Annotated in this window: 23 protein-coding genes; 12 read left to right on the forward strand and 11 right to left on the reverse strand. The window is 70.7% G+C overall.

Annotated features, from left to right (window positions below; all coding sequences use genetic code 11):
• Window positions 1-54 precede the first annotated feature (54 nt).
• Together ACYVLT_RS37765 and tcmP are read left to right on the forward strand one after the other, a co-directional pair.
• Window positions 55-573 carry a hypothetical protein gene (locus ACYVLT_RS37765; RefSeq protein ID WP_461124954.1) on the forward strand — a complete coding sequence of 173 codons (519 nt, stop codon included), beginning with the start codon at window positions 55-57 and terminating at the stop codon, window positions 571-573.
• A 176-nt stretch (window positions 574-749) separates the two neighbouring features.
• On the forward strand, window positions 750-1976 hold the full coding sequence (gene tcmP, locus ACYVLT_RS37770; protein ID WP_461124955.1) for a three-Cys-motif partner protein TcmP: 1227 nt from the start codon (window positions 750-752) through the stop codon (window positions 1974-1976).
• Here the strand turns inward: tcmP and ACYVLT_RS37775 are convergent.
• Both ACYVLT_RS37775 and ACYVLT_RS37780 read right to left on the reverse strand, forming a co-directional pair.
• Entirely contained in the window at window positions 1936-2775 is an 840-nt protein-coding gene (locus tag ACYVLT_RS37775) for a DUF5131 family protein (RefSeq protein ID WP_461124956.1), read from the reverse strand. The two genes, tcmP and ACYVLT_RS37775, sit on opposite strands and share 41 nt — an antisense overlap.
• Before the next feature lie 166 nt (window positions 2776-2941).
• Window positions 2942-4075, reverse strand: coding sequence for an epoxide hydrolase family protein (locus ACYVLT_RS37780; RefSeq protein WP_461124957.1), 1134 nt, complete (start codon window positions 4073-4075; stop codon window positions 2942-2944).
• A gap of 60 nt (window positions 4076-4135) precedes the next feature.
• Between ACYVLT_RS37780 and ACYVLT_RS37785 the strand changes: the two genes are divergently transcribed.
• Window positions 4136-5083: a helix-turn-helix transcriptional regulator gene (locus ACYVLT_RS37785; protein ID WP_461124958.1), complete on the forward strand. Its 948-nt coding sequence runs from the start codon at window positions 4136-4138 to the stop codon at window positions 5081-5083.
• A 297-nt stretch (window positions 5084-5380) separates the two neighbouring features.
• Here ACYVLT_RS37785 and ACYVLT_RS37790 read toward each other — a convergent pair whose 3' ends face one another.
• The gene (locus ACYVLT_RS37790; protein ID WP_461124959.1) at window positions 5381-5713 is read right to left on the reverse strand and encodes a hypothetical protein; all 333 of its coding nucleotides are present in this window, start codon (window positions 5711-5713) and stop codon (window positions 5381-5383) included.
• A gap of 756 nt (window positions 5714-6469) precedes the next feature.
• Here ACYVLT_RS37790 and ACYVLT_RS37795 point away from each other — a divergent pair.
• Window positions 6470-7936, forward strand: coding sequence for a non-reducing end alpha-L-arabinofuranosidase family hydrolase (locus ACYVLT_RS37795; protein WP_461124960.1), 1467 nt, complete (start codon window positions 6470-6472; stop codon window positions 7934-7936).
• A gap of 96 nt (window positions 7937-8032) precedes the next feature.
• On the opposite strand, the gene ACYVLT_RS37800 is transcribed toward ACYVLT_RS37795, so the two are convergent.
• Window positions 8033-8938, reverse strand: coding sequence for an oxidoreductase (locus ACYVLT_RS37800; RefSeq protein WP_461124961.1), 906 nt, complete (start codon window positions 8936-8938; stop codon window positions 8033-8035).
• A 131-nt stretch (window positions 8939-9069) separates the two neighbouring features.
• On the opposite strand from ACYVLT_RS37800, the gene ACYVLT_RS37805 reads away from it, so the two are divergent.
• On the forward strand, window positions 9070-10017 hold the full coding sequence (locus ACYVLT_RS37805; protein ID WP_461124962.1) for a helix-turn-helix transcriptional regulator: 948 nt from the start codon (window positions 9070-9072) through the stop codon (window positions 10015-10017).
• A 119-nt stretch (window positions 10018-10136) separates the two neighbouring features.
• On the forward strand, window positions 10137-11018 hold the full coding sequence (locus ACYVLT_RS37810; protein ID WP_461124963.1) for a hypothetical protein: 882 nt from the start codon (window positions 10137-10139) through the stop codon (window positions 11016-11018).
• Window positions 11019-11166: 148 nt separating this feature from the next.
• On the opposite strand, the gene ACYVLT_RS37815 is transcribed toward ACYVLT_RS37810, so the two are convergent.
• The gene (locus ACYVLT_RS37815) at window positions 11167-11322 is read right to left on the reverse strand and encodes a hypothetical protein (protein ID WP_461124964.1); all 156 of its coding nucleotides are present in this window, start codon (window positions 11320-11322) and stop codon (window positions 11167-11169) included.
• Between the two features lie 375 nt (window positions 11323-11697).
• Here ACYVLT_RS37815 and ACYVLT_RS37820 point away from each other — a divergent pair, with 375 nt between their 5' ends.
• Complete coding sequence (locus ACYVLT_RS37820; RefSeq protein WP_461124965.1) at window positions 11698-12066, forward strand: SCO4402 family protein; 369 nt, start codon at window positions 11698-11700, stop codon at window positions 12064-12066.
• Between the two features lie 40 nt (window positions 12067-12106).
• On the opposite strand, the gene ACYVLT_RS37825 is transcribed toward ACYVLT_RS37820, so the two are convergent.
• Both ACYVLT_RS37825 and ACYVLT_RS37830 read right to left on the reverse strand, forming a co-directional pair.
• Entirely contained in the window at window positions 12107-14203 is a 2097-nt protein-coding gene (locus ACYVLT_RS37825) for a putative bifunctional diguanylate cyclase/phosphodiesterase (protein WP_461124966.1), read from the reverse strand.
• Between the two features lie 101 nt (window positions 14204-14304).
• A complete protein-coding gene (locus ACYVLT_RS37830; protein WP_461124967.1) occupies window positions 14305-15147 on the reverse strand; it encodes an SAM-dependent methyltransferase in 843 nt (280 codons plus the stop codon).
• Window positions 15148-15276: 129 nt separating this feature from the next.
• Between ACYVLT_RS37830 and ACYVLT_RS37835 the strand changes: the two genes are divergently transcribed.
• Window positions 15277-16599 (forward strand): cytochrome P450, encoded by a 1323-nt coding sequence (locus ACYVLT_RS37835; protein WP_461124968.1) that lies wholly within the window; start codon window positions 15277-15279, stop codon window positions 16597-16599.
• A 17-nt stretch (window positions 16600-16616) separates the two neighbouring features.
• Window positions 16617-17624 (forward strand): alpha/beta hydrolase, encoded by a 1008-nt coding sequence (locus ACYVLT_RS37840; RefSeq protein WP_461124969.1) that lies wholly within the window; start codon window positions 16617-16619, stop codon window positions 17622-17624.
• A 141-nt stretch (window positions 17625-17765) separates the two neighbouring features.
• Here ACYVLT_RS37840 and ACYVLT_RS37845 read toward each other — a convergent pair whose 3' ends face one another.
• Genes ACYVLT_RS37845 through ACYVLT_RS37860 form a run of 4 tightly spaced genes read right to left on the reverse strand, consistent with a single transcriptional unit; the run spans window position 17766 to window position 20787 of the window.
• Window positions 17766-17888 (reverse strand): hypothetical protein, encoded by a 123-nt coding sequence (locus ACYVLT_RS37845; RefSeq protein ID WP_461124970.1) that lies wholly within the window; start codon window positions 17886-17888, stop codon window positions 17766-17768.
• A gap of 6 nt (window positions 17889-17894) precedes the next feature.
• Window positions 17895-20090, reverse strand: coding sequence for a peptidase domain-containing ABC transporter (locus ACYVLT_RS37850; protein WP_461124971.1), 2196 nt, complete (start codon window positions 20088-20090; stop codon window positions 17895-17897).
• Window positions 20091-20131: 41 nt separating this feature from the next.
• Window positions 20132-20347, reverse strand: coding sequence for a hypothetical protein (locus ACYVLT_RS37855; protein ID WP_461124972.1), 216 nt, complete (start codon window positions 20345-20347; stop codon window positions 20132-20134).
• Window positions 20347-20787 (reverse strand): ArsR/SmtB family transcription factor, encoded by a 441-nt coding sequence (locus ACYVLT_RS37860; protein ID WP_461124973.1) that lies wholly within the window; start codon window positions 20785-20787, stop codon window positions 20347-20349. Before ACYVLT_RS37860 ends, ACYVLT_RS37855 begins: the two co-directional genes overlap by 1 nt.
• A 204-nt stretch (window positions 20788-20991) precedes the next feature.
• On the opposite strand from ACYVLT_RS37860, the gene ACYVLT_RS37865 reads away from it, so the two are divergent.
• The 3 genes from ACYVLT_RS37865 (at window position 20992) to ACYVLT_RS37875 (ending at window position 23787) form a co-directional block, all read left to right on the forward strand.
• Entirely contained in the window at window positions 20992-22140 is a 1149-nt protein-coding gene (locus tag ACYVLT_RS37865) for an acyl-CoA dehydrogenase family protein (RefSeq protein WP_461124974.1), read from the forward strand.
• 142 nt (window positions 22141-22282) lie between these two features.
• The gene (locus ACYVLT_RS37870; protein WP_461125048.1) at window positions 22283-23431 is read left to right on the forward strand and encodes a BMP family lipoprotein; all 1149 of its coding nucleotides are present in this window, start codon (window positions 22283-22285) and stop codon (window positions 23429-23431) included.
• A gap of 161 nt (window positions 23432-23592) precedes the next feature.
• Window positions 23593-23787 carry a hypothetical protein gene (locus ACYVLT_RS37875; protein ID WP_461124975.1) on the forward strand — a complete coding sequence of 65 codons (195 nt, stop codon included), beginning with the start codon at window positions 23593-23595 and terminating at the stop codon, window positions 23785-23787.
• Window positions 23788-23821 lie beyond the last annotated feature (34 nt).

Genomic DNA, 23821 nt, shown 5'->3' on the forward strand with positions numbered 1-23821 from the left:
AGCGAGGCGGTGTGGCCGCAGTTGGTCGGAAGTCTGGCGACCTACCGCCAACACGTGTCCCGCGCCTACGACGAAGTTCTCGACGAGGTCGCGGGACGAATCGCTGTCGTCGGCAGCATCGGCAAGGCCGACATCGGTGCGCTGCTGATGTGGAAACGGCTGCGAGCGGACACACGGTGGGCACGCGAGCTTTCCGACATGCGCGACGCCGACGTGCGAGCAGTCACCGGTCCTGCGGTCGCTGTCGTCCGCGACGTCAACGTCCCGGTCGTCGACGCGGCACGCGCCGGGCGAGGACTGCTCAGCCCACTGCCCGGGTTCCGGATCGGCGACGCCTTGGCTTCAGCGGTCTTGGTCGCCGCCGCACCCCACCGCATGGCCGTCTACGACCGGCATGCGCAGTCGGGTCTGACCTCGCTCGGCTACGACCTTTCCTCCGAGCCAGGGCGCTACGGCCGCTACATGGGCATCGTCGAGGAGCTGAGGGCGCTCGGTCTGGAGCACGACTCCGAGTGGACGGCCCGGGATGTCGACCTCGCTCTCTACCAGCTCGGTCGAAGCGGATCCCCATGAGCTACGTCCTCCTGATGCGGACGTCACGTGGCTTAGGAGGTGGTGCGGAGTTCGTGCTCGTGTTCTGCCATTCCAGTGAATGTTCGGCGGCCTGAGCCGTCCATCCGGGGTGTTCCGGCCGCCTGACCATGGACGCTGCGGCCGCCGCAGGTCAACCTGACTGGGGTGTGGAGGGGGTGTCCGTGAGCTTCTTCGATGCACGCAGAGCACCTGCGGTGGTCAAGCACGGGTTGTTGCGGAGGTACTGCCAGCCTTTCGCGTACAAAGCGGGCTCTCGGACCGGCGGCCGGGTCACCTTCCTCGACGGCTACGCCGGGGCAGGTTGCTACGAGGACGACACCCCTGGATCACCTCTGGTCCTTCTTGAAGCGGCGAAACGGGTATCGCCGAGTCGGGACGTCGAGGCGGTCTTCATCGAAGAGGACCCTGCGACGTTCAGCCGATTGCAGGAGGTGCTCGACACTCGCTGCCGAGGGCAGAAGTACCTCCCTTTGGCGGGCGACGTGGACGAGCACCTCGACTTCGTGCTGCGGATGTGCCACGACCGAGCGTTGTTCGCCTTCCTGGATCCGTTCGGTCCCGCACTGAGCCGACATCGTCTTCAAGATCTCTTGCGGCGGAGGGCTCACGAGAACCTGCCGACAGACGTCCTGCTGCACGTCTCGGTGCGCAGCGTGTGGAATTTCGGCTCGCGATTGACCAAGGCCAAGCGCGAGCGGCGACCACTCAGCAGACAGGACGAGGCGTTCGCCGGTCACTTGGACGACTTCCTGGGCGCGGGGTGGTGGCGGAGCAGCTTCGAAGAGGCCGCCGAGGCCAAGCCGGAGGAGGGGAAACCCGCCGCTATCGCGCTGCGGTTGGCCGAGCAGTACGCCGAAGAGGTCGCGCACCAGACCGGTTACCTGGCCATCAGCATGCCGGTGCGGCGACGCCCGCACCACGCGCCGATCTTCGTGCTGACCCTGTTCACCCGCCACCCCGACGGTGCCTGGTTGTTCGCCGACTGCGTCGGTCATGCGGGGCTCGACTGGGAGGAGGCCTGGCGGGACGCCGAGGCTTCCAAAGAGGGTGCGAACGGGCAGCTCGGCTTGTTCGCGCCCGGTGACGCGTCGATCTTCGATCGTGAGGACTACGAGCGCAACCACAGCGAGAAGTGGATCGGGATCATCCGTGACAACATCCACGGCTTGCTCGACCGCTTCCAGCCGTTGATCCTCCAACAGCACGTGGTGGACGTGTACGGGGCCACGCTGGGCACCGGAGCGAGGGAAACCCACGTCCGCAAAGCGGTGAAGCGGCTGTACGAAGACGGCCTGGTCGATCACGACGGCAAGGGGAGGAACATGGAACGCGCCGAGATGTTCAGGCCCGCGCGGTACGGCTCGTCGACGTTGGCCGGGTAGGCATCTCGTCCCAGGTGCGCCCGTCCAGCAACCGGCCACCGGCTTTGGGCGTACGCCCTCCCCACTGCTTGAAGAAGAACGGAACCCCAGCTCGTTCGCACTGATCACGGACGTCGACCACCCACTCCTCGTCCATCGGACGGCAGTTGGCTCCGGACTCACCGCCGACGATGACCCAGTCGATGTGGTCGAGGTCCATGTCCGGAAGAGGGCCCAGGAGCGGCTCGCACGACAAGAACCTGATCGCGGCCGGCACCCGGCTGAGTTCGGCGATGCGTGACGTGGCGGCCTGGTCTTCCACGGACGTGCCGATCCAGACGTTCTCCGGCCAAGGAAGGTCGTCGGCAATGCGGCGCAACCGCAGTGCCCGCTTGGTGAGCACCTGGTAGGTGTGGCGCGGGGTCGCGGCCATCACGTCGAAGACCTGACGGATGAAGTCGAGTGGAATCTTGGCGTGGAAGAGGTCGCTCATCGAGTTGACGAACACGAGTCGCGGTTCGCGCCAGCGGAACGGTTCGGCGAGCGACGCGAGGTGGGTGGCCACCCCGAACCCAGGCCCGCTGGTGCGCGGATCGCCGTCCGACTGGTACTTCGCCGACCCCATCGCCTTCAACCTCTTCGCGAGGGTGAGTGCGTAGCAGTGGTCGCAACCAGCGGAGACCTTGTCGCACCCGGTGCTGGGGTTCCACGTCGTCTCGGTCCACTCGATGCTGGATCTGGCGCTCATGACCCTCCCCTTGACCAAGCCGACACCGTAGGCCACCACGTCGCTCCCCGAATGAGGGCTATCAGGCAACATGCCTCGAACACGGGTTCGAGTCAACGGTCATGGTCGGTGTGCGTCGGGGCGGTCAGCTCAAAGATTCACGCGAGGCTTGGGTGGCGGGCGGTGAGGTGAGCGCGGCAGATCCCGGCCCCCGTTCCGACGGTCGCGGATCGGGGGTCGGGAGGCCGTGGCTGGGAGGTCACCGCAGGGCGGTGAAGAAGGTCCGGATGTCGTCGACCACGATCTCCGGGACCTCCAGTGCGGCGAAGTGGCCGCCCTTCTCGAAACGGCTCCAGTGCACGATGTTGGAGTTGTCCCGTTCCGCGAACACCTTGATGGTCTGGAAGTCGTCGGCGAACACGGCCACGCCGGTCGGGGCGGCGTTGACCGGGGCGGGTTCGTCGGTGGCGGCGGCCGCGTTGTCGAAGTAGGACCGGGCCATGCCAGCGGCGGCGTTCGCGAACCAGTTGACGGACACCTCGGTGAGGATGGTCTCCAGCGGCACCAGGGAGGTGCCGTTGCCGAAGGAGTTGAACAGCTCGCTGTAGGCGAGCATCCCGATCGGCGAGTCGCTGAGCCCGGCCGCGACCGTCTGCGGCCTGCTGGCGTTCATGGTGTTGTAGCCGCCGACCTTCTGGAACCACTGCATGTGCTCCAGGCCGGCGTAGTCCTGCGGTTCGAGTCGTTCGAACTCCGCGGGGTCGCCCGACGGGAAGGAGAACAGCTGCAGCACGTGCAACCCCAGGAAACCCTCCGGGGCGAGGATGCCGAGCTCACGGGCGACCATCGCGCCGTGGTCGGAGCCGTGGACGCCGTAGCGCTGGTAGCCGAGCCTGCGCATGAGGGTGTCGTAGGCGCGGGCCACGCGGGCGGTGGTCCAGCCCGGTTCGGTGACCGGGTTGGAGAAGCCGAAGCCGGGTGCGTCCGGCACGACGACGTGGAACGCGTCCTCCGCGCGCCCGCCGTGGGCGACGGGGTCGGTGAGCCTGCCGATCATGTCGAGGTAGTCGACCGACGAGCCGGGGTAGGTGTGCGCGAGCAGCAGCGGCGTCGCGCCCTCGTGCGGCGACTCGACGTGGATGAAGTGGATCGGCTGGTTCTCGATCTCGGTGACGAAGTGCGCGTGGGCGTTGATGCGCTCCTCGGCGGCGCGCCAGTCGAACGCGCGCCACGCCGCCACGGCCTCACGCAGGTAGTGGTTGGGGGTGCCGTGCTCCCAGGTGTCGCCCGGCGCCGGCTGCGGCAGCCGGGTGCGGTCGAGACGACCGGTCAGGTCGTCCAGCTCGGCCTGCGTGACCTCGATGCGGAAGGGGCGGATCTCCGTGTTCGTCATGACACAGACGTTAGAGTGCCTATAGGAAAGGATTGTTCCTATAAGGCGGAGGTATTCGCAGTGACCGCGGACACATCGGCGCGGCTCCTCGCGCTCCTGGCGCTGTTCCAGTCGCGGCCGTCGTGGAGCGGCACCGAACTCGCCGACCGGCTGGGCGTCACGACCCGCACCATCCGCAACGACGTGGAGCGCCTCCGCACGCTCGACTACCCCGTCGAGGCCACCCGCGGCGCGACGGGCGGCTACCGGCTCGGAGCGGGCGGCAAGCTCCCTCCGCTGCTCCTGGACGACGAGGAGGCGGTGGCCGTGGCGATCGGGTTGCGCGCCGGCCGCGGCATCGCCGGGCTGGAGGCCTCCAGCGCCCGCGCGCTGGCCAAGCTCGAACAGGTCCTGCCGCCACGCCTGCGGCCGACGGTGGAGGCGCTGGCCTCGGTCGTCGACCACGCGCCGGAGAACACCGACACCGACGCCCCGGACCCCGAGGTCGACCCCACCGTGCTGCGCACCATCGCGACCGCGATCCACGACGTCGAGTGGTTCCGCTTCGACTACCGCGACACCTCGCTGCTCGTCGAGCCCTACCGCCTGCTCGCCTGGAAGCGACGCTGGTACCTCGTGGCCCGCGACCCGTCCAGTGGCGAGTGGGACGTCTACCGGGCGGACTGGATCACGCCACGCATGCGCACCCACCGCCGGTTCGCCCCCACCACCCTCCCCGACGAGGACTACACCAGCTTCACCATGCGCAGGGTCGCGTTCAGCGGCTGGCAGGTGCACGCACGCCTGCGGGTCGACGCGCCCGCCCAGGCCGTCCTCGACCGGATCCACCCGGCCGTCGGTGTGGTCGAGACGGTCACCGACACCACCTCGGTCCTCGTCACCGGCGCCGACTCGCTGGACACGATCGCCGCCTACATCGGCATGCTGGGCATGGACTTCACCGTCGAGTCGCCCAGCGAGCTCAGGCCACTGCTGCACACCCTCGCGGAGCGCTACGCCCGCGCCTGACCACCGGAACCACCCTGGGAGGTTGTGGGCGGGCTCCGCGGGGGTGCGAGGAGCCCAGCCCACGGAATCAGGGGATGGTTCACCCGTCAACGATCAGAACCCGTGCCACCGAAGACGTCGTAGCCGGCAAGGCGGCAGCGGGGCGGGCCGACATGGCCTGATCGCGGCACGACACACTCCACGACTTGGCGGGCTCACAGGACCGTCTCGATCCACAGTGGACGAATGCCGTGCGGCGATAGGGCAGTGTCGTCGTCGGAAGGGCGCGTCGTGTTGCGGCGCGCCGGTGACAGCCGTTCACAGCTGACGGCGACCTCGACCCCGCAGTCGAGAGCGGAGCACGGTGTAGCGGGCCCCGGTGACCTGGTGCCGCTCCCGTCGGGCTCGAACGCGGCCTTGCCGGGTGGCGTGGCGGCTGCGGCCGGATGACGGGCCGTGGACGTGCTCGTCGCCCTCGAACATCCGCCGTCGATCGCGTTCGAGCAGTGGGACGTGGATGCGTTCGCGGATGGGCCCCCTCGGTGTGCGGACGGCGGGCGGGCGGAGGTCGTCGACCACCCAGAGCGCTTCGCGGTCGATGCCGGATCCGGGACGTTCGGCGGGCAGGGCGGTACGGCGGAGTTCGCTCATGGTTTCCGTGGACTCCAGTGCTCGGGCAGGAGGCGTGGTGCGGCGCATCGCCTCGGGACCAGTGGTGTGCGGCCGGCACCGATCACGCGGTGCGGGCTTCGAGCGGCACGGCGGAGGGCGGCGGGGAGTTGCTCGGACCCGCCGTCGGACTCCCCGGTCGTCACTGGTCACTGCTGCATGTCGGCCATGATGTTCATCCCGCCGACCGCCGGTCAACGGGTTTTCGGGATGCTCCCCGCTCGACCCGGCCGGGTGCGATGAGTTAGCGCTAACACTCCGCGATCGGCCTACCGTGGCCGGGCGGTGGAGTGGCGCGTACACATATGGTCTCTACCTGCACCTAAGCGCTTGATCGGGAGAAAGTGCCGCCAAGAAGGTCAGGGTGAGCGCACACAACCGAACGCTCACGACCCGTTGTCAACCGGTACGCGCACAGCTATATTGGCCGAAAGTTCAGGGCGCAGAGGCGAAAGTTTCAAGGTGACCCTTGCGGTCCCGAGCCGATGCGACTCACGTCGACGACGACGGGACAACCATGCGACGACGTCCACGCGACCTCGCGTTCCCCGCTCCCCCCGACTGAACCGCCGGTTCCGCACGACGGCCGCACCCCGAACACGGGTGACGGCACGAATGACCGGCAACGGGTCGTCCACCGGCACTCCGGCGCAACACCAGCAACTCGCAGCGGGCGGTGCCTGGACGCGCAGGCCCCTACCGCGTTCCCCCGACACCTCAACGAAGAGGAGCACGCCCATGGCCAGAACAGGCCATCAACCGCCCACAGCCCTCCCCCGCCCGCACCGGCGTCGTCTGGCCGGTGTCGCCGCCGCCGTCACCGCGTCGGCGAGCGCCTCAGTGCTGGTCGCGGCGGCCTTGCTGGCGACGACACCCGCCAGTGCCGCGGCCGCGGGCTGTTCGGTGAACTACACCGTGGCGTCGCAGTGGCAGGGCGGGTTCAGCGCCAACGTCTCGATCACCAACCTGGGTGACCCGCTGAACGGGTGGACGTTGACGTGGTCGTTCGGCGCCGGGCAGGCGGTGACGCAGTCGTGGAGCACGTCGTTGACGCAGAACGGTTCCGCGGTGACCGCGAAGAACGTGAGCTACAACGGATCGGTGCCCACCGGCGGCACGGCGTCGTTCGGCTTCAACGGGTCGTGGACGGGCAGCAACCCGAGTCCGACGAGCTTCGCCCTGAACGGCGTGGCCTGCACCGGTGACACGACGACGACCACACCGACCAGCACCACGACGACCACGACATCCACGTCCACCACGACGACCACCACGACCACGACCACGACGCCCGGCGGGTGCACCCTCCCGTCGAGGTACCGCTGGACGTCGACGGGCGCGTTGGCGACCCCGAAGCAGGGCTGGGTCTCGCTCAAGGACTTCACCCACGTCATGCACAACGGCAAGCACCTGGTCTACGCCACGACGCACGACACGGGCACGAGCTGGGGCTCGATGAACTTCACCCCGTTCACCAACTGGTCCGACATGGCCTCGGCCGGTCAGAACGGGATGAGTTCCGGCGCCGTCGCGTCCACGTTGTTCTACTTCGCCCCGAGGAACATCTGGGTGCTCGCCTACCAGTGGGGCGGGACCGCGTTCAGCTACCGGACGTCGTCCGACCCCACCAACCCGAACGGGTGGTCGGCGCAGCAGGTGCTCTCCACGGCCAGCATCACCGGCTCGGGCACGGGCCCCATCGACCAGACGCTGATCGGTGACGGTTCGAACATGTACCTGTTCTTCGCCGGCGACAACGGCAAGATCTACCGCCAGGTCATGCCGCTCGGCAACTTCCCGAGCAGCTTCGGCTCGTCCTACACCACCATCATGAGCGACACGCAGGCCAACCTGTTCGAGGGTGTCGAGGTCTACAAGGTCCAGGGTCAGAACCAGTACCTCATGCTCGTCGAGGCGATGGGGGCGAACGGGCGCTACTTCCGGTCGTTCACGTCCAGCAGCCTGGGCGGTTCCTGGACGCCGCAGGCCGCCACCGAGAGCAACCCGTTCGCGGGCAAGGCCAACAGCGGTGCCACCTGGACCAACGACATCAGCCACGGCGACCTGATCCGCAGCAACCCCGACCAGACCAAGACCATCGACCCCTGCAACCTGCAGCTGCTCTACCAAGGTCGCAGCCCCAACTCCGGCGGCGACTACGGCCTGCTGCCCTACCGACCGGGCCTGCTGACGCTGCAGCGCTGACCAGCTGACGCAAGCCCACCGCCCAAGCCCGCAGGCCCATCCCCACCGGAGTGAGGGGTGGGCCTGCGGCGTGTCGGAACTCCACCACGGTTCGACTCAGAGGTAGCCGACGCCGGTCAGTTCCTCGGCCGCCGCCCAGAGTCGGTTGCCGACGGCCGGGTCGGCGGCCTCCCGGCTGAGCCGGGCCTCGGTGACCCGGCCCCGCGTCTCCCAGAGCCCGGACGGGCCGAAGAACTGGCCGCCCCGCACCCCGGGTCCGGTCGCGGCCGACAACTGCGGCAGCGCGCCCTGCTCCACCGGCTGGGTGGCCAGCAGACCGAGCCAGGCGATCATCCGCCCGAACCGGCCGCGGTGTTCCCAGGCACGCGGGGTCAGGTTGGTGCGGGTGATGCCGGGGTGGGCCAGCGCGCTGACGATCGGGGATCCGGCGGCGCGCAGGCGACGATCCAGCTCCACGCCGAAGACGGTGGTGGCGAGCTTGGACCGGCCGTACGCGGCGGTGGCCCGGTAGGCACGCTCGAACATCAGGTCGTCGAAGTCCAGGTGCGCGGTCTTGTGGGTGATCGAACTGAGGCTGACCACCCGGGCTTGCGGCGCCGCGGCCAGGTTGTCGAGCAGCAGGCCGGTCAGCGCGAAGTGGCCCAGCATGTTGGTGCCGAGCTGCAGCTCGAAGCCGTCGGCGGAGGTGCGGCGCGGGCCGAGCAGCACCACGCCGGCGTTGTTGACCAGCAGGTCGATCGCCGGGTGGTCGGCGGCCAGCTTCGCCGCGAAGACCCGCACGGAGGCGAGGGACGCCAGGTCCAGCTCGCGCACCTCGACGTCGCCCCCGATCCGGCGGGCGGCCTCCTCGCCGGCGGCGGTGTCGCGGACGGCCAGCACGACGTGGGCGCCGTGGCGGGCCAACTCGGTGGCGGTGACCAGGCCGAGGCCCGAGTTCGCGCCGGTCACGACGGCGACCCGGCCGCGCTGGTCGGGGATGCGGTCGGCGGTCCATTCGGTCATCTGCTGCTCCCGGAGGTGTCGGTGCGCTGGACCGACGACGCTAGGAGCGATCCGGGACGGCTCGCTGGTTCCCGGTTGCCCGGGTCTGCGGGACCTACCTTCGGCGGTCGGGGCCCAGGCACACTTGCGGCGTGAGCAGCCCTCATCCGTACGCCCGTGAGCTCGGAGACTTCCTGCGCGCCCGGCGCGGCCGGCTGCGTCCGCACGACGTCGGCCTGGAGCCGGGCGGCCGGCGCAAGGTCACCGGGCTGCGACGCGAGGAGCTGGCCCTGCTGGCCGGGCTGAGCACCGACTACTACCAGCGGATGGAGCAGGGTCGGGAGGTACGCCCGTCCGACGACGTCCTGGACGCGATCGCCGGCGCGCTCGGCCTCGACGACGAGGAACGCCGGCACCTGTTCGCCCTGGCCCGCGCCGCCCGCCGGCCGGTGCCCGCCCGGGCCGACCACGATCCGGAACGGGTGCCGGACAGCACACGGCGCCTGCTGCGGGTGATGGACACCCCGGCGGTCGTACTCGGCCGGCACCTCGACCTGCTCGACTGGAACCCGATGGCGGAGGCGCTGCTCGGCGACCCGGCCGCTTACCCGTCCGACCGGCTCAACATGCTCCTGCTGATGTTCGACGACACGCTGACCGGCGAGCGGAGCTGCCCGGACTGGGAGCGGCAGGCCCTGGACTACATCGGCATGATGCGTGCCGCCGTCGCCACCGACCCCACCCATCCCCGCGCCACCGCGATCGTCGGTGAGCTGAGCATCCGCAGCGCCGAGTTCCGGCGGCTGTGGGCCCGGCACGACGTGCGCGAGTCGGTCAGCGGCACCAAGACCTTCCGGGTTCCCGAGGTCGGCGACATCGTCCTGGACTGGGACACCTACCCGCTACCGGGCAGTCCCGGCCCGATCATGCTGGTCTTCACCGCCGAGCCGGGCAGCACCGACGCGGACCGGCTGCAACTCCTGGCGTCGTTGCACGCGACCCGCTCGGCGCTCGCCGACGAGCACGTCTCCTTGGCCAGGAGACAGCTCGCGGCGAAACTGCCGTGCGGGAACCGCAACGTGCCGGGCAACCCCTGCTGAGCAACCTGCACGACGTTCGGCGCTGATCGTCCGACCGGATGACCCGACCGCCGAACCCCGACCGTCCGTCCGGCCACAGCCCTACCTTGGTGGCCCCCTGCGAGTCGCGGACGGTGGCCATGGACGAACGAGGACCGGAGCAGGACGAGCCCGCGTCGTCGACCCGCAACGAGGTCAACGGTCCGGTGGGCGGGGACCTGGTGCAAGCCGGTCGCGTGACCGGCGGCATCCACTTCCACCGGTCCGCCGATGCGGTGTCCCCACCCCGGCGCGATCCGTGGCTGGTCTTGTGCGGGCTTCTCTGCGTCCTGGTTCCGGTCCTCGAGGCGTTCCTCGCGATCGTGCTCGCCGTCGGGGGTCTCCTCGACACGGTCACGGTCCGGGACTTCGCCCGACTCGGGGTGCCCGCGATCGTCCAGGTGGCGATCAGACACCGCCTGCTCGGCGCGCGGCGACAGGCCGTCTGGGGCAGCGTCCTCGCGGGCAGCCTGCCGCTGTGGGTCTCGATCGGGATCGGCCACCTCGCCCACGGCGTGCACCCCGTCGCGGCACTCGCGCTGTGCGGTCCGGTGACGATCGCGGCACTGCTCGCCGCGACACGGGTGCTCCGCGGCGGCTTCCGGCGACGTCAGTGGTCCGCCGCGGTGGCCGGGGTCGCGGCGGCGGTGTGGTTCGCCGTCGGCTCGCCCTCGATCGTCGAGGCCGTGCCGACCTCCGGCGTGCTGTTGTGGATCCTCGTCGTGGCGGTGTTCCTCGCCGAAGTCGTCTTCCCGGTGCTCGTCACCGTGATCGGCCCCGGCCGATCCGCCGCGTGGGTCCTCATCGGCTGGGTGCTCGGCGCCGGCGTCGCGTTCGCGATCGACATCCTCCTCGACGAGGTCCGGGTGCCCTGGGCGGGAGGTTCGTACCTCCTGGCGGTGTTGTTGCGGGCGGGCCCGATGACCGCCGTGGTCGTCGTCGGCGTCCTGTTGTCGACAAGAGGTCGACCGGAGATCCGCTGAACGCGGAGCACCGGGACACCGGGCCGAACGCGGAGACGACCCGGATGCCCGGGACGTCCGCAGCCGTCCCAGCTCGGCGTCGGTCGGCTCGCGGGCCGGTGCGTCGCCGCGACGACGATCACCACGACCACGCGGTCGAGAGAGCCGATCACGAGAGTTCGCGCTCCAGTGCCCGCGCGAAGAGGGCCGCGCCGCCGGTGATGGGAGCGCGGTCGAGGAAGGTGACACCGCCCTCGCCGTCAACGGAGATCAGGCGTGTCTCGTTCTTCTTCGACGTCGTCTCGTCGGAGAACTGCGACAGCACCGCCGTGCCGTCGGTGCCGCAGCCGGGCGGGAAGTAGGCCGGCGACGCGGTGCGGGGGAGCTTGGTGACCGCACCCGTGGCGAGGCGACGGTCGCGGCGAACGCACCGCGGGCCATCAGGTGGGGTTCGTTGGTGGAGGTGCGCGGCGCGTAGGTGACGACGGCGTGTTCGGGGTCGGCCAGGTCGTCGCCCAGCAGGGAGTTCCGGTCGGCGGTGGGCACGTGGTCCGGTCGCACTTCGCCGCGCGTGTCGTCGGTCGGGGTGCCCCAGCCTGCGGCCGCGTCGTTCGGCGGGGTCGGGGTCGGCGGCGCGGAAGACGTCAGCACACTGGGAGGATGGTCGGCGAATGGCCTACCTGGAGGACGTGGACCAACCATGACGATCCGGTACCCGGGCGTGCGGACGCAGGTGTTGTCGGCCGTGGAGTCGCTCGCCGACCGCGAGTACCAGGAGCGGGTGTGGATCCGCGGCGAGCTGCCGCACCCCGGGTACTACGACGAGCTCGACCTCAGCGTCCACACGCTGTTCGACGACGCCGCGGTGCTGCCGGACCCGGCGTCGGCCGTGGGGGCCGTGCTCCACGCGCACGAGGTCGGACCTCTGCACGAGTTGGGCGCGGTGTTCGGTCCGCTGATCGACGACCTGGGCGACCAGCCGGACGCCGTCTACCTCGCCGACCCCAGGTGGGACGACGTGGTGCGCGCGGCCGTCAAGGCGTACGAGGTCATGCGGGCACACGCGTAGGTCGGAGCGCAGGGCCGGCGGCCGAGGTCGCACAGGTCGGTTATCGGAGGTTGGGCTCGTCCGGTCCGAAGAACGGGCCGGTGGCCAGGTCCGCACCGGCTTCGCGCCACCAGGCCGCTTGGTCCGCGGTGGTGATGGCGGAGACGGTGGTGACCGCGGCGGTGGCGCGCAGGGCCGCGGTCAGGGCGTTCACGTGGTCGGCGGACATGGTGGTTCGCAGGTCGACCAGATGTTCGGCGATCCGGATCACCTGCACACCGAGGTCCCGTGCGGCCGCGAAGTGGTCTGGGCCGAGGGTGAAGTCCGCAAGCGCCGTTCGCACGCCCAACTCGGTCAGGACGGCGGCGTTGTCCGCCGCTTCCGGTGACCCCGCCACTCCCGCCGGGATGGCCACCACCAGGTGGTCCGCGGGCAGCCGGGCCAGGTCGAGGGCGCGCACCACCCGCGGCACGAGGTCGGCGTCGCACGCCTGGTGCGCGGTCAGGGCCACGGTCAACGAGGACGAGTCGCCGGTGCGTTGCCGCCGCCACTGGACCTGGCCGCCGGCGGTGCCGAGCAGCCACTCGCCCAGCGGCAGGATGAGGCCCGTCTGCTCGGCGAGCCGCACGCACTGCTCGTGCGGGATCGGATCGTCCGGCCGGGCCCAGTGCAGCACCGCTTCCACGCCCGTCACGCCGTTGTCCGCCAGCCGCACCACGGGCCGGTAGCGGGCGGTGATCTCGCCCCGCTCCCACGCACCCGGCATCCCGACGGCCAGTCGTCCCGTCGACCGGTCCGCGAGGTCCCGTTCCGGGTCGAACACCTCCCACTGCCCGCGCCGCCGCGTCTTGGCCCGCCGCAAGGCCTGGTCGGCCGCGCGCAGCAGCTCGTCGGGCGCCTCGTCACGCGTGCCCCGCACGACGCCGATCGACGCGGACGGCGCCAGCCCGTGGCCGTCGACGTACAGCGGTTCGGCCAGCTCCCGGTTGATCGCGGCCGCGATCGTGGCGATGTCCGGCGTGGTCGCCGAGTTCTCCACGAGGATGCCGAACTCGTCGCCGTCGAACCGGGCGACCATCGCCTTCTCCTCGGCCAGCACGGACTTCAGCCGCTGCGCGACGTGCACGAGCAGCCGTTCACCGGCACGGCGGCCGAGGCTGTCGCACACCGTGCCGAACGCGTCGAGGTCGAGGTGCAGCAGCGTCACGCCGTGCGCCGGGTCGGCCCGGCGCACCGCGCTCTCCAGGTGGGTGCCGAAGAACTGGCGGTTGGGCAGCCCGGTGAGCACGTCGTGCAGCGCCTGCCGGTTCAGCTCGTTCTGCAGCAGCATCAGCTCGGTGCCGTCCTCGACGACCACGACGAAGTGGCTGGACGCGCCGCCGTCGTCGCCCACCAGGGACGCGGTCAGCGAGATCCGTGCGACGTCGCCGTCCGGGCGCAGCAGTCGCTGCGCCTGCCGGACGCGGTGCTGCTCCCCGGCGACCACGGCTCGCATCGCCTCGCGCAGCATCCCCACCGTGTCGGGGTGCACGAGGTCGAACAGGCTCGTGCCGGTCAGCTCCGCGGTGGTGCGCCCGAGGATCTCACCGATCGCCTCGTTGGTCCGCACGACGCGGCCGTCCAAGTCCGCGATGACGACGCCGTTCGTGGACGACGTGACGACCTCGGCGAACCGGGCTTCGCTCTCGTTAAGGTGCCACTTGGCGTCGCGCACGGCCTTGAGCAGCGACAGCTGCATCCGTTCCTGCTGCTCGAACACGGCCCGCCGGTTCGCCGCGAGGAAACCGGTGGCGAGCGCGCCGATCCCGAGCGCTATCCGGTCCGCGTGCGCGTCGACCGGCTGGAACTCGGGCAGCGCCGGCAGGCCCTTGCCCAGGACGTCGACGGTGCGGCGCAGTCCCTCCTCGCCGACGTAGCCGGTCGCGACGACGTTCTCCCCGATCCGCTCGACCGCGGCGGCGTCGAACGGGTCGGACGCCAGCACCGAGCACAGCGCGTCGAGTTGGGCGCGCAGGTCCCGTTCCAGCTCCTCCGCGGTCAGCGGGGTCGCCGCGGCGCCGCTCAGGAGGTAGGTCCACTTGCGGGCGAGGAGGTCCCGGGCGCGTGCGCCGTCCGGGGACGTCGGTGGGTGCTTCGGCGCGTGGCCTGGCTGCGGCATCGGGTTCGGTCCTGCGTTCGCTCAGTCGCGCGGCGGCCGGCCGACGGGTTCGCCGCGGGCTCGGCCGTGAGTGCGTCAATCCGTGCGCACCGACGGTGTGGTCATCGCTTGCGGGCGACCCCGCCGTAGATCACCATGTTCATCCCCGGGTTGTCGGACATGTCGCCCGGTCCGGCGGGACGCCACGCCGCGCAGCCGACCAGGCCCGGCTCGACCAGCTCGAAGTCGCCGAACAGCGCCAGCACCTGGTCGTGCGAGCGCTCGTTGAGCTGGTCGGCGCTGCGGCTGTCCTTGATCAGGTCCGTCACGTCGGTGAGGCGCTCGTCCTGCTCGTCGGCGGTGACGTGGGTGATCGCCAGGTGGCTGCCGGGGGCGAGCGCGTCGCGGTAGGCCGCCATCAGCCGCCACGGGTCGGCCTCGTCCGGGACCCAGTGCAGCATCATCAGCACCAGCAGGCCGACCGGCCGGTCGAAGTCGAGCAGCTGCCGGGTCTGCGGGTGGCCGAGGATCGCCTCGGGGTCGCGCATGTCGGCGTGCACGACGGCCGCGCGGTCGTTGTCCGCCAGCATCAACTCGCTGTGCGCCACCGCGATCGGGTCCTTGTCGACGTAGACGACCCGGCACTCGGGGTCCACGGCCTGGGCGACCTCGTGCACGTTGGCCACGGTGGGGATGCCGGAGCCGATGTCGAGGAACTGGGTGATGCCCTGCCCGATCATGTGCCGGACGGCCCGACCGAGGAAAGCCCTGTTGACGCGGGCCGCGGAACGGGCGTCGGGCATGATCCGCTCGACCTGCGCGGCGAGTTGGCGGTCCACCTCGAAATTGTGGCCGCCGCCGAGCAGGAAATCGTAGGTGCGCGCCATGCTCGGCACCGAAACGTCGACGCCCCGGGGAATCCACTCCGTTTGCACCACTGCGAACGCCCCTTTCGGAAAGAGCATCATCCTAACCAGCCGGCCAACGTCACCGTTGCGCCACCCGAGTGTACGCAGTCACCCGATCAGGCACTGTCAACCTCACCCGAACGGCTTCTACTGTTGGCCGTCCAGTCAACTAGGCGAGGAGCGGACATGCCCGTCCCGGTGGCACCGGGTCGCCTTCCCCTGCTTGGCCACACCGTGTCGATGCTGCGCCACCGACACCGGTTCACCGCATTATTGCGGAATCACGGCGATATCGTCCGGATTGACCTCGGTACGATGCGCACCTATTTTGTGACGAATCCTCGATTAGTCCACGAACTGTTGGTCACGCAAGGATCGTCAGTCAGGAAGGGCGCGTTGTTCGACAGGTTCCGACCGATCTTCGGCAACGGCCTGGCCACCTCGGGCGGTGAGTTCCACCGACGTCAGCGGCGGATGGTGCAGCCCGCCTTCCACCGGGACCGCATCGCCCATTACGTCGAGACCATGGCGCGTGCCGCGGCCGACTGGACCGCCGGCTGGCGCCCGGGACAGGTGCGCGTGGTCGAAGAGGACGCGCAAGCGCTGGCCGTCACCATCGTGGGCGAGGCGCTGTTCTCCACCGAGCTGGGCAAGCGCGCGGTCGACGAGGTGCGCCGGTCGCTGTTCACCGTGCTCAAGCAGGGCATGATCCGCGCGCTGTCGCCGTCGTTCGTCGAGAAGCTGCCCCTGCCGGGCAACCGCGCGTTCGACGAGGCCATCGCGCGCATGCGGGCCATCGTGCTGGAGGTCGTGCGCGGCCGGCGGGAGGACGGCGTCGACCGGGGCGACCTGCTGTCGGTGCTGCTGCTGGCCCAGGACCCGGACACCGGCGCGGGCATGTCCGACGAACAGGTCCACGACGAGGTCATGACGCTGCTCGTGGGCGGGATCGAGACCACCGCTCTGGCGCTGGCCTGGACGTTCCACGAACTCGCCCGGCACCCGGAGGTCGAACGGCGCGTCCACGCCGAGGTGGACGAGGTGCTGGGCGGCCGCACGCCCACCTTCGCCGACGTCGGCGACCTGGTCCACCTGGGGCGGGTCGTCAACGAGGTGCTGCGGATGTACCCGGTGTGGTTCCTGATGCGGCGCACGCTGGCACCGGTCGAGCTGGGCGGCGTGGTGTTGCCCGCGGGCGCCGAGGTGATCTTCAGTCCGCACGCCCTGCACCACGACCCGGCGTCCTTCGAGGACCCTTACCGCTTCGACCCCGACCGGTGGTCCCCCGAGCGCGCCGCGCACATCCCGAAAGGCGCGTACGTCCCCTTCGGCGCGGGCACGCGCCAGTGCGTGGGGAACCTGTTCGCCCGCACCGAGATCGTCATCGCCGCCGCCACCGTCGCGGCGCGGTGGCGGCTGGTCCCCGTGCCGGGCAAGCCCGTGCGCGTCAAGTTCACCTCCGCCGCCTATCCCAGCGCGATGCTGATGACGGCGGTTCCCCGAAACTGAGTTGGAGGCTGTTGTCCGTGGGTAGGTCCCGTTCGCGCCGGATCGTCGCCGTGCTGCTGCTCGCCGCCGGTATCTGTCTCGCACCCGGCTCGGCCGGTGCGGCGCAGGCCACGTGCAAGGACGTGCGGGTACCGGTGCACGTCGCCTTGGCGACGCACTCGATGTACGGCCGGTTGTGCGTGCCGGCGGGTGCGACCACGGTGCAGGTGCTGGTGCCCGGTGGCACGTACAACAACGCGTACTGGGACATCGGCCACACGCCCGAGACCCTGTCCTACCGGCAGGCCGTGAATCGGGCCGGTATCGCGACGATCGCGGTCGACCGCCTCGGCAGCGGGCGCAGCGGCAAGCCGTTGAGCGTCCTGCTCGACCTCGCCACCCAGGCCAAGGCGGTGCACGCGGTGGTCCGGTCGCTGCGGCCGCGGTTCGACCGGGTCGTGCTGGTCGGGCACTCGATCGGCTCGGCCGTGGCCACGACCGAGGCGGTCACGTACCGCGACGTGGACGGCGTGGTGATCACCGGGCTCAGCCACCGGATCAACCTCCCGGGTGCGGTGCCCGTCTTCGCCACCCTGATCCCGGCCGCGCTCGATCCCCGGCTGACGGTGCGCGGCCTGGACCCCGGCTACCTGACCACGATCGCCGGGACCCGGTACTCGTCGTTCCACACCCCCGGTCCGGCGGACCCGGGCGCACTGGCCTTCGACGAGGCCACCAAGGACGTCGTCACGCCGACGGAAACCGTGGGCACCGTGCTGATCAGCCAGATCATCCCGCTGTCACGACGCATCACCGTGCCGGTCATGGTCGTCATGGGCGGCGGTGACAGCAACTTCTGCGGACCACCGCTCGGCGCGGACTGCTCGTCCAGCGAGGCGCTGCGGGTGTCGGAGGGGCGGTTCTACGCGCCCGAGGCCCGGTTGCACGCCTACGTCGTCCCGGGTTACGGGCACTCGCTCAACTTCTCGCCCAACGCGCCGGGTTACCACCGGGCGGTCGTCGAGTGGACCAACGGGATCGGTTGACCAGGCGCGGCGAGCGGCGCCGCCAGGACCGGTGGCGTGCGTGCCGGTGGTGAGCGGGCCAGGGTCAAGCCGGCCCGCTCACCACCGGTTCACCGCGACCACCTGCACAGGGTTGGTCGGGTTACCGCAGGGTTGGTCGGGTTACACGGTCGTACCGCAGGCGCAGACGCCGTCCGGGCTCGTGGCGCACGTGCCGGGGTCGCTGCCCCGGCCGCCGACGACCGTGTCGAGTTCGGCCTCGGTCAGCTCCAGGATCTCCTCCATGGTGGTTCACCTCCTTCCGTTGCCGTGGGTGGTCTCCGCGGTCGCGGAGGCGGCTGGTGCGGGCGTCGCCGGCTGGTCGAGCTGTGCGGTGACCAGCGCGGCGTAGTGCCCGTCGCGGCTGAGCAGGTCGTCGTGGGTGCCCGTTTCGACGAGGCGGCCGTGGTGCAGGACGAGGATCTGGTCGGCGTCGCGGACGGTGCTCAGGCGGTGGGCGATGACGATCCGGGTGCAGTGCTCGTCGGCCAGGTTGCGGTGGACCTGCGCCTCGGTGACGGCGTCGAGGTGGCTGGTGGCCTCGTCGAGCAGCAGCACGGCGGGTCGGCGCACGAGGGCGCGGGCCAGGGCGAGGCGTTGGCGCTGGCCGCCGGACAACCCGGTGCCGCGTTGGGCCAGGCGGGTGGCGTACCCCTGTGACATGGCGCTGATCTCGTCGTGCAGTCCGGCGAGGCGTGCGGCCCGGACGACCTCGTCGTCGGGGATCGACGGGTCGTGCAGGGTGACGTTGTCGCGGATGGTGCCGCTGAACACGAACGGCTCCTGGAGCACGACGCCGATCTGGCCCCGCAGTGCACGCGGGTCGAGCGTGCCGGCGTGGTGGCCGTCGTAGCGGATCGTGCCGGCCGTGGGCTGGTAGAGGCCGAGCAGGAGCATGCCGAGGGTGGTCTTGCCCGAACCGGTGGAGCCGACGACGGCGACGCGTTGACCGGGCCGGATGTCGGCGGTGACGTCGTGCAGCACCGCGGGGGTGTACGGGTCGTACTCGAAGCCGACCCCGTCGAGTTCGATCGCTCCGCGCAGTCGGAGGGGCGTCGTGCCGGCGGGTGGTCGCGGCCGCGGTTCGGGGGTGGTGTCCAGCACGTCGGCGAGGCGTTGCAGCTGGGCCCCGGCCAGTTGCAGGCGTTGGCCGTTCACCGCGACCGAGGCCAGCGGGGTGAGGATCGCGGCGGCCAGCCAGGTGACCGCGACCATGGTGCCGGGCGAGAGCGTGCCGGCCAGGACGCGGGTCAGGCACAGCCAGAGCACCAGCAGGGGCGTCCCGAAGCGCAACGCGGACGTGACGGCGTCGACCACCGACGCCAGGTAGCCGCGCCGCAGGGTGACCGAGGTCCAGGTGAACAGCAGCGCCGACAGCCTGCCCATGGCCCGGTCCTCCGCCGCGGCGGCCTTCACGGTGGACATGCCTTCGAGCATTTCCACCAGGTAGCCCTGGGCTTCGGACTGCGTGGCCAGGTCCAGCGCCATGCGTTCGCGGACCGCTCGGGTGGTGCCCCACAGCAACACGACCACCGCGACCGCGACGGCGAGGACCGTGAACGCGACGGTGAGGTCGACGAAGAACAACAGGCCCAGGTAGGTCAGCACCAGCACGGCGTCCAGCAGCGAACCGAGGGTCTGCCCGGTCATCAGCTCGCGCAGCATGGCGATGCTGCCGAACCTCGTCACCAGGTCACCGGTGCCGCGTTGCTCGAAGAACCGCATCGGCAGGCGCAGCAGGTGCGCGCTGAACCCGAGCAGCGCCCGCGTGTCCAGCCGGCCTTGCAGCCCGATCAGCAACGCCGACCGCAGCAGACCGGTGACGAGTTGCGCGACGACCGCGACGAACACGCCCAGCACCAGCAGGGTCGACACGGAGGTTTCCCTCAGGGTGGCCGTACCGTCGATCACGATCTTGGTCGCCAACGGCATCGCGACCACGAGCGTCTGCGCGACCAGGCTGACCAGCAGCACCTGCGCCAGGAGCGCGCGCGTGCCGGGCAGCGCGAGCAGCGACCGGAGGTAACGGCGCCAGAACGGCTCCGGGCGCCGACGGCCGGGCCTCGCGCCGTCCGCGGGTCGGACGCTGAGCACGACCTCGCCCAGCCCGGCGGAGAACTCCGACAGCGGCAGCCGCCGCCGTCCGAGCCGGGGGTCCACCAGGTCGACGCCGCGGTCGGAGACCCGTTCCACGACGACGAAGTGATCGTCTTCCCAGTGGGCGATCAGCGGCAGCGGCACCTGGTCGAACACCGCGGGCACCGCCGGGTAGCCGCCGGCCCGCATGCCCACCTGCCTGGCCGCGCGGACCAGGCCGGCCGCGCTCGTCCCGTCCCGTCCGACCGGACACAGGTGCCGCACCTCCTGCGGCGAGATCGGGTTGCCGTGGTGGTTGAGCACCATCGTCAGGCACGCGACCCCGCACTCGGCCCGGCTCGCCTGCAACACCACCGGCACCCTGCGCCGCCCGGGTCGGGCGAGGACGGCCATCACAGGGCCGTTCCGATGGCCACGGCGACACCGGCCAGGGCCAGGAGCACCGCCGCGAGGACGAGCCAGGTCCGGCGCACCGCCGCGGGACGCGCCTGGGCGGGGAGCAGGTCGTCGACCCCGCCGTCGAGCCGTCGCGCGGCTTCGTCGCCGAACAAGAGCCGATCGGCGCGGGCGGCGTCCCCTAACGCGGCGGGTGGGGTGGTCGACGGCATCACAGGTTCCCGGCCCGCTCGACCGGCGGATCGGCCTGCGCCTGCGGCGACAGCGGCTGCGCCGGCGCGTCGCCGAGGTCGATCACGGTGCCCAACCGGCGCATGGCCTCGCGGTCGACCGAGTAGTAGGCCCAGCTGCCCCGCTGCTGCCGGTGCAGGAGCCCGGCGCCGACGAGTTGCTTGAGGTGGTGGCTGATCGTGGACTGGGGCATGCCCATCGCGACCTGGATGTCGTAGACGCAGGCCGCGAACGGGCTGGACACCAGCAGGTTCATCAACTGCACCCGGGTGGGGTGCGCCAGGGCCTTGAACACGACCGACAGGTCGTTGGCCTGCTCGTGCGACAGGCGTGGGGCGGTCAGCGGAACACTGCAGTGAGGCGCGCCCGACGACCGCGTCTCGACGATCTCCACACCGATGACCCGCCCAGCGGTTGCCACGAGCCGCCCTCCCTCACATCGAATATCGCCGATCCACTACGGATCGAACTTCCTCGATGTGTTCGAGAGTAGGACCGAGGTGGCGGACCGCGCAATCCCCTGCCGCCCGGTCAGGAGCCAGGCGTCAGGGGACCTTGATCACCGTCGAGAGGTCGCGCACAGTGGCCGACGAGGTACAAGCTCGCACGGAAGGACCTGGAACCCATGACCATGCCGATGTCCGACGACCACCCGCTCGGCCCACCACCGGACGAGCGGTCGTGGGTTCGCGTGGCCGCAGACCTGGCCACCGGTTTCGCCACGACCACCGACGAGTTCGACCGGACCGCGCAACTGCCGGTCGCGAACCTGCGGGCGCTGCACGCCAGCGGTCTGGACCAGGCCACGCTGCCGCGGGAGTGGGGCGGGCAGTCGCTGAGCTACCGCACCGTCGGCGCGGTCCTGCGGGTCCTCAGCGCCGCGGACCCGTCCACCGCCTGCCTGTGGCTCATGCACATCGGCGCCGCCGAAGGCCTCGTGCGCCACTCCACCCCCGACGTGGCCCGGTACTACGCCGACGAGCTCATCGCGGGACGCCGCTTCGCCAACGCCCTGTCCGAACCCTCGGGCGGCAACCAGTTCCTCTCGCCCCAGCAGGTCGCCGAACCCGTCGCCGGCGGATACCGGCTCACCGGCGCGAAGCGGTTCGTGTCCGGCTGCGAGATCGCCGACCACTTCCTCGTCAACGCGCTCGTGGACGGCCGACCGACCCTGTTCGGGCTCGAACCGGACCCCACCGTGACCTTCGAACCACAGGACACCCTCGGCCTGCGCGCCACCCGCAGCCACCTGGTCGGGCTCAACGGCACCGTGCTCCGCTCCGACCGACGCTGCCCGCCGTCCGCACGGCCCGAGCCCAACCACATCGCCGCGGGCCTGGCGTGGCTCTCACTCGGCATCGCCGACACCGCCCTGGACACGCTCATCCGCTACGCCCGCACGCGAACCCTGCCCTCCACCGGCCAACCCCTGGCGGCCGAGCAGCACCTCCAGTTCGACGTCGCCGACGCCGTGCTCCAACTCGAAGCGGCCGCACTGGTCGCCCACAACAACGCGTGGCTCGCCGACCGGAACTCCCCCGACTTCCTGCCCTCCGCGATGCGCGCGAAACCGACGGCCAACCGAGTCGCCCGCGACATCGCGCAACTGTGCCTGCAAGTCGGTGGCGGATCCGGCTTCGTCGCCACCTCACCGATCCAGCGGATCTTCCGCGACGCGCAGACCGGCTGGCTGATGGCCCACTCCGTGGAGTTCTGCCTCAACCACATCGGAAGCGGCACCTTGCTCGCGGCTCGCGAACAGCCCGACGGGTAGCCGAACGCCGTTCCCAGCAGGTGAGCGCCCACCCGGATGATCACGGCGAGCGGGTACGGTCCGTCGCGCAAGCCCTGATGCGGCCTTCGGGGACGGTTGTCTGCTCGATGAGCAGGGAGGGAGACGAGCCGTGCGCCGTCCTGTGTTCGGCACCGCTGTTGCCGCGATCGCGCTGACCGGCCTCATGGTGTCGAGTGCCTGCGCGAAGGATCCCGGTGGTGGGGCGACCGGTTCGACCGACGTCGCCGGTGCCGCTTGCGAGTTCGCGACGCCGCCCGGTCCGCCCGCCACCTCGAACACCAGTGCCGCCGTCGGCGACGAGGCCGAAGACCGGAAGATCGACGGGAGTGCGCTCAAGATCGGTTTGGCCTACGACATCGGTGGTCGTGGTGACGCGTCGTTCAACGACCTCGCCGCGGCCGGGTTCGACCGGGCGATCAAGGACCTGGGCGTCAAGGCGGAGAACACCCGCGAGCTCTCCGCCGCCCCCAACGAGGACGAGTCGGTGAAGCAGTCCCGCCTGCGCCAACTCGCGCGCGAGGGCTTCAACCCGATCGTCGGCGTCGGCTTCGCGTACACCGAGTCGCTGAGGGTCGTCGCGCCGGAGTTCCCGGACGTCGAGTTCGGTCTGGTGGACTCGGCCGTCGAAGGCGCGCCCAACGTCACCCCGCTGGTCTTCGCCGAGCAGGAGGGTGCGTTCCTGGCCGGCGTCGTGGCCGCGTACCAGAGCAGGAAGTGCCACGTCGGCTTCATCGGCGGCGTCGACATCCCGCTGATCCGGAAGTTCGAGGCGGGTTACGTGCAGGGTGCGAAAGCCGCCGCGCCGAAGATCGTGGTCGAGAAGAAGTACATCACGCCGGCCACCGACTTCACGGGTTTCCAGGACCCGGCGAAGGGCATGGAGACCGCGAAGGGTCTCATCGAGAAGGGCGCGGACGTCCTCTACCCCGCCGCCGGCGCGTCCGGCATCGGCGTCTTCGCCGCGGTGAAGCAGGCGGGTGTGCTGGCGATCGGGTGCGACGCCGACCAGTACCACCAGCCGGCGCTCGCGGACAGCCGGGACGTCATCGTCGCGTCGAGCCTCAAGCGTGTCGACGTGGCCGTGTACGACTTCGTCAGGGCCGCCGCGAGGGACGACCTGGCCTCGCTGCCGGAGGTCTTCGACCTCAAGGTGAACGGTGTCGGTTACGCCACGTCGGGCGGCCGGATCGACGCGGAGCTGCAAGGGATCCTCGAAGGGTTCAAGGCCCGGATCATCGACGGCAGCATCAAGGTCGCGGACAAGCCGTAGGCCGTCGGTGCACGGCCACCCGGCCCTGCGCGGGATGCGGTCCCCGGCGGGCCGGTGTCGGGTGTTCGCCTGACAGCGGGTCGGCGTCGGCGCTCCTAGGCTCCACGGCGGAGTTCAAGGTGTCGCCTTCACTGGCGGGCGCGGACTGGAGGGGAGTTCGGATGAGGGTGTGGAACCGATCGGTGGTGGTGGGGGTCATGACCGCGGCGATGGCGTTCGGCGCCGCGGCACCGGCACTGGCGCTGGACGACGGCCGCGAGGTGTCGGCCGGTGGTGGCACGGACGTCGTCGCAGCCTCGGACGCGGGCGCCGAAGTCGGGATCCAGGGCCGGAAGTGGGGCATCCCGTGGTGGTGACGGCCGCGACCTCGTGAACCCCTGGACGGCGTCC

This window comes from Saccharothrix stipae, assembly GCF_054781895.1.

Coding starts and splice junctions, on each gene's coding strand:
- ACYVLT_RS37845 (WP_461124970.1), bottom strand. CDS start 17,888: ATGGAGGAGATCCTGGAGCTGACCGAGGCCGAACTCGACACGGTCGTC.
- ACYVLT_RS37825 (WP_461124966.1), bottom strand. CDS start 14,203: ATGCCGCAGCCAGGCCACGCGCCGAAGCACCCACCGACGTCCCCGGAC.
- ACYVLT_RS37835 (WP_461124968.1), top strand. CDS start 15,277: ATGCCCGTCCCGGTGGCACCGGGTCGCCTTCCCCTGCTTGGCCACACC.
- ACYVLT_RS37820 (WP_461124965.1), top strand. CDS start 11,698: ATGACGATCCGGTACCCGGGCGTGCGGACGCAGGTGTTGTCGGCCGTG.
- ACYVLT_RS37865 (WP_461124974.1), top strand. CDS start 20,992: ATGACCATGCCGATGTCCGACGACCACCCGCTCGGCCCACCACCGGAC.
- ACYVLT_RS37855 (WP_461124972.1), bottom strand. CDS start 20,347: ATGCCGTCGACCACCCCACCCGCCGCGTTAGGGGACGCCGCCCGCGCC.
- ACYVLT_RS37810 (WP_461124963.1), top strand. CDS start 10,137: ATGGACGAACGAGGACCGGAGCAGGACGAGCCCGCGTCGTCGACCCGC.
- ACYVLT_RS37790 (WP_461124959.1), bottom strand. CDS start 5,713: ATGAGCGAACTCCGCCGTACCGCCCTGCCCGCCGAACGTCCCGGATCC.
- ACYVLT_RS37775 (WP_461124956.1), bottom strand. CDS start 2,775: ATGTTGCCTGATAGCCCTCATTCGGGGAGCGACGTGGTGGCCTACGGT.
- ACYVLT_RS37800 (WP_461124961.1), bottom strand. CDS start 8,938: ATGACCGAATGGACCGCCGACCGCATCCCCGACCAGCGCGGCCGGGTC.
- ACYVLT_RS37795 (WP_461124960.1), top strand. CDS start 6,470: ATGGCCAGAACAGGCCATCAACCGCCCACAGCCCTCCCCCGCCCGCAC.
- ACYVLT_RS37830 (WP_461124967.1), bottom strand. CDS start 15,147: ATGCTCTTTCCGAAAGGGGCGTTCGCAGTGGTGCAAACGGAGTGGATT.
- ACYVLT_RS37875 (WP_461124975.1), top strand. CDS start 23,593: ATGAGGGTGTGGAACCGATCGGTGGTGGTGGGGGTCATGACCGCGGCG.
- ACYVLT_RS37780 (WP_461124957.1), bottom strand. CDS start 4,075: ATGACGAACACGGAGATCCGCCCCTTCCGCATCGAGGTCACGCAGGCC.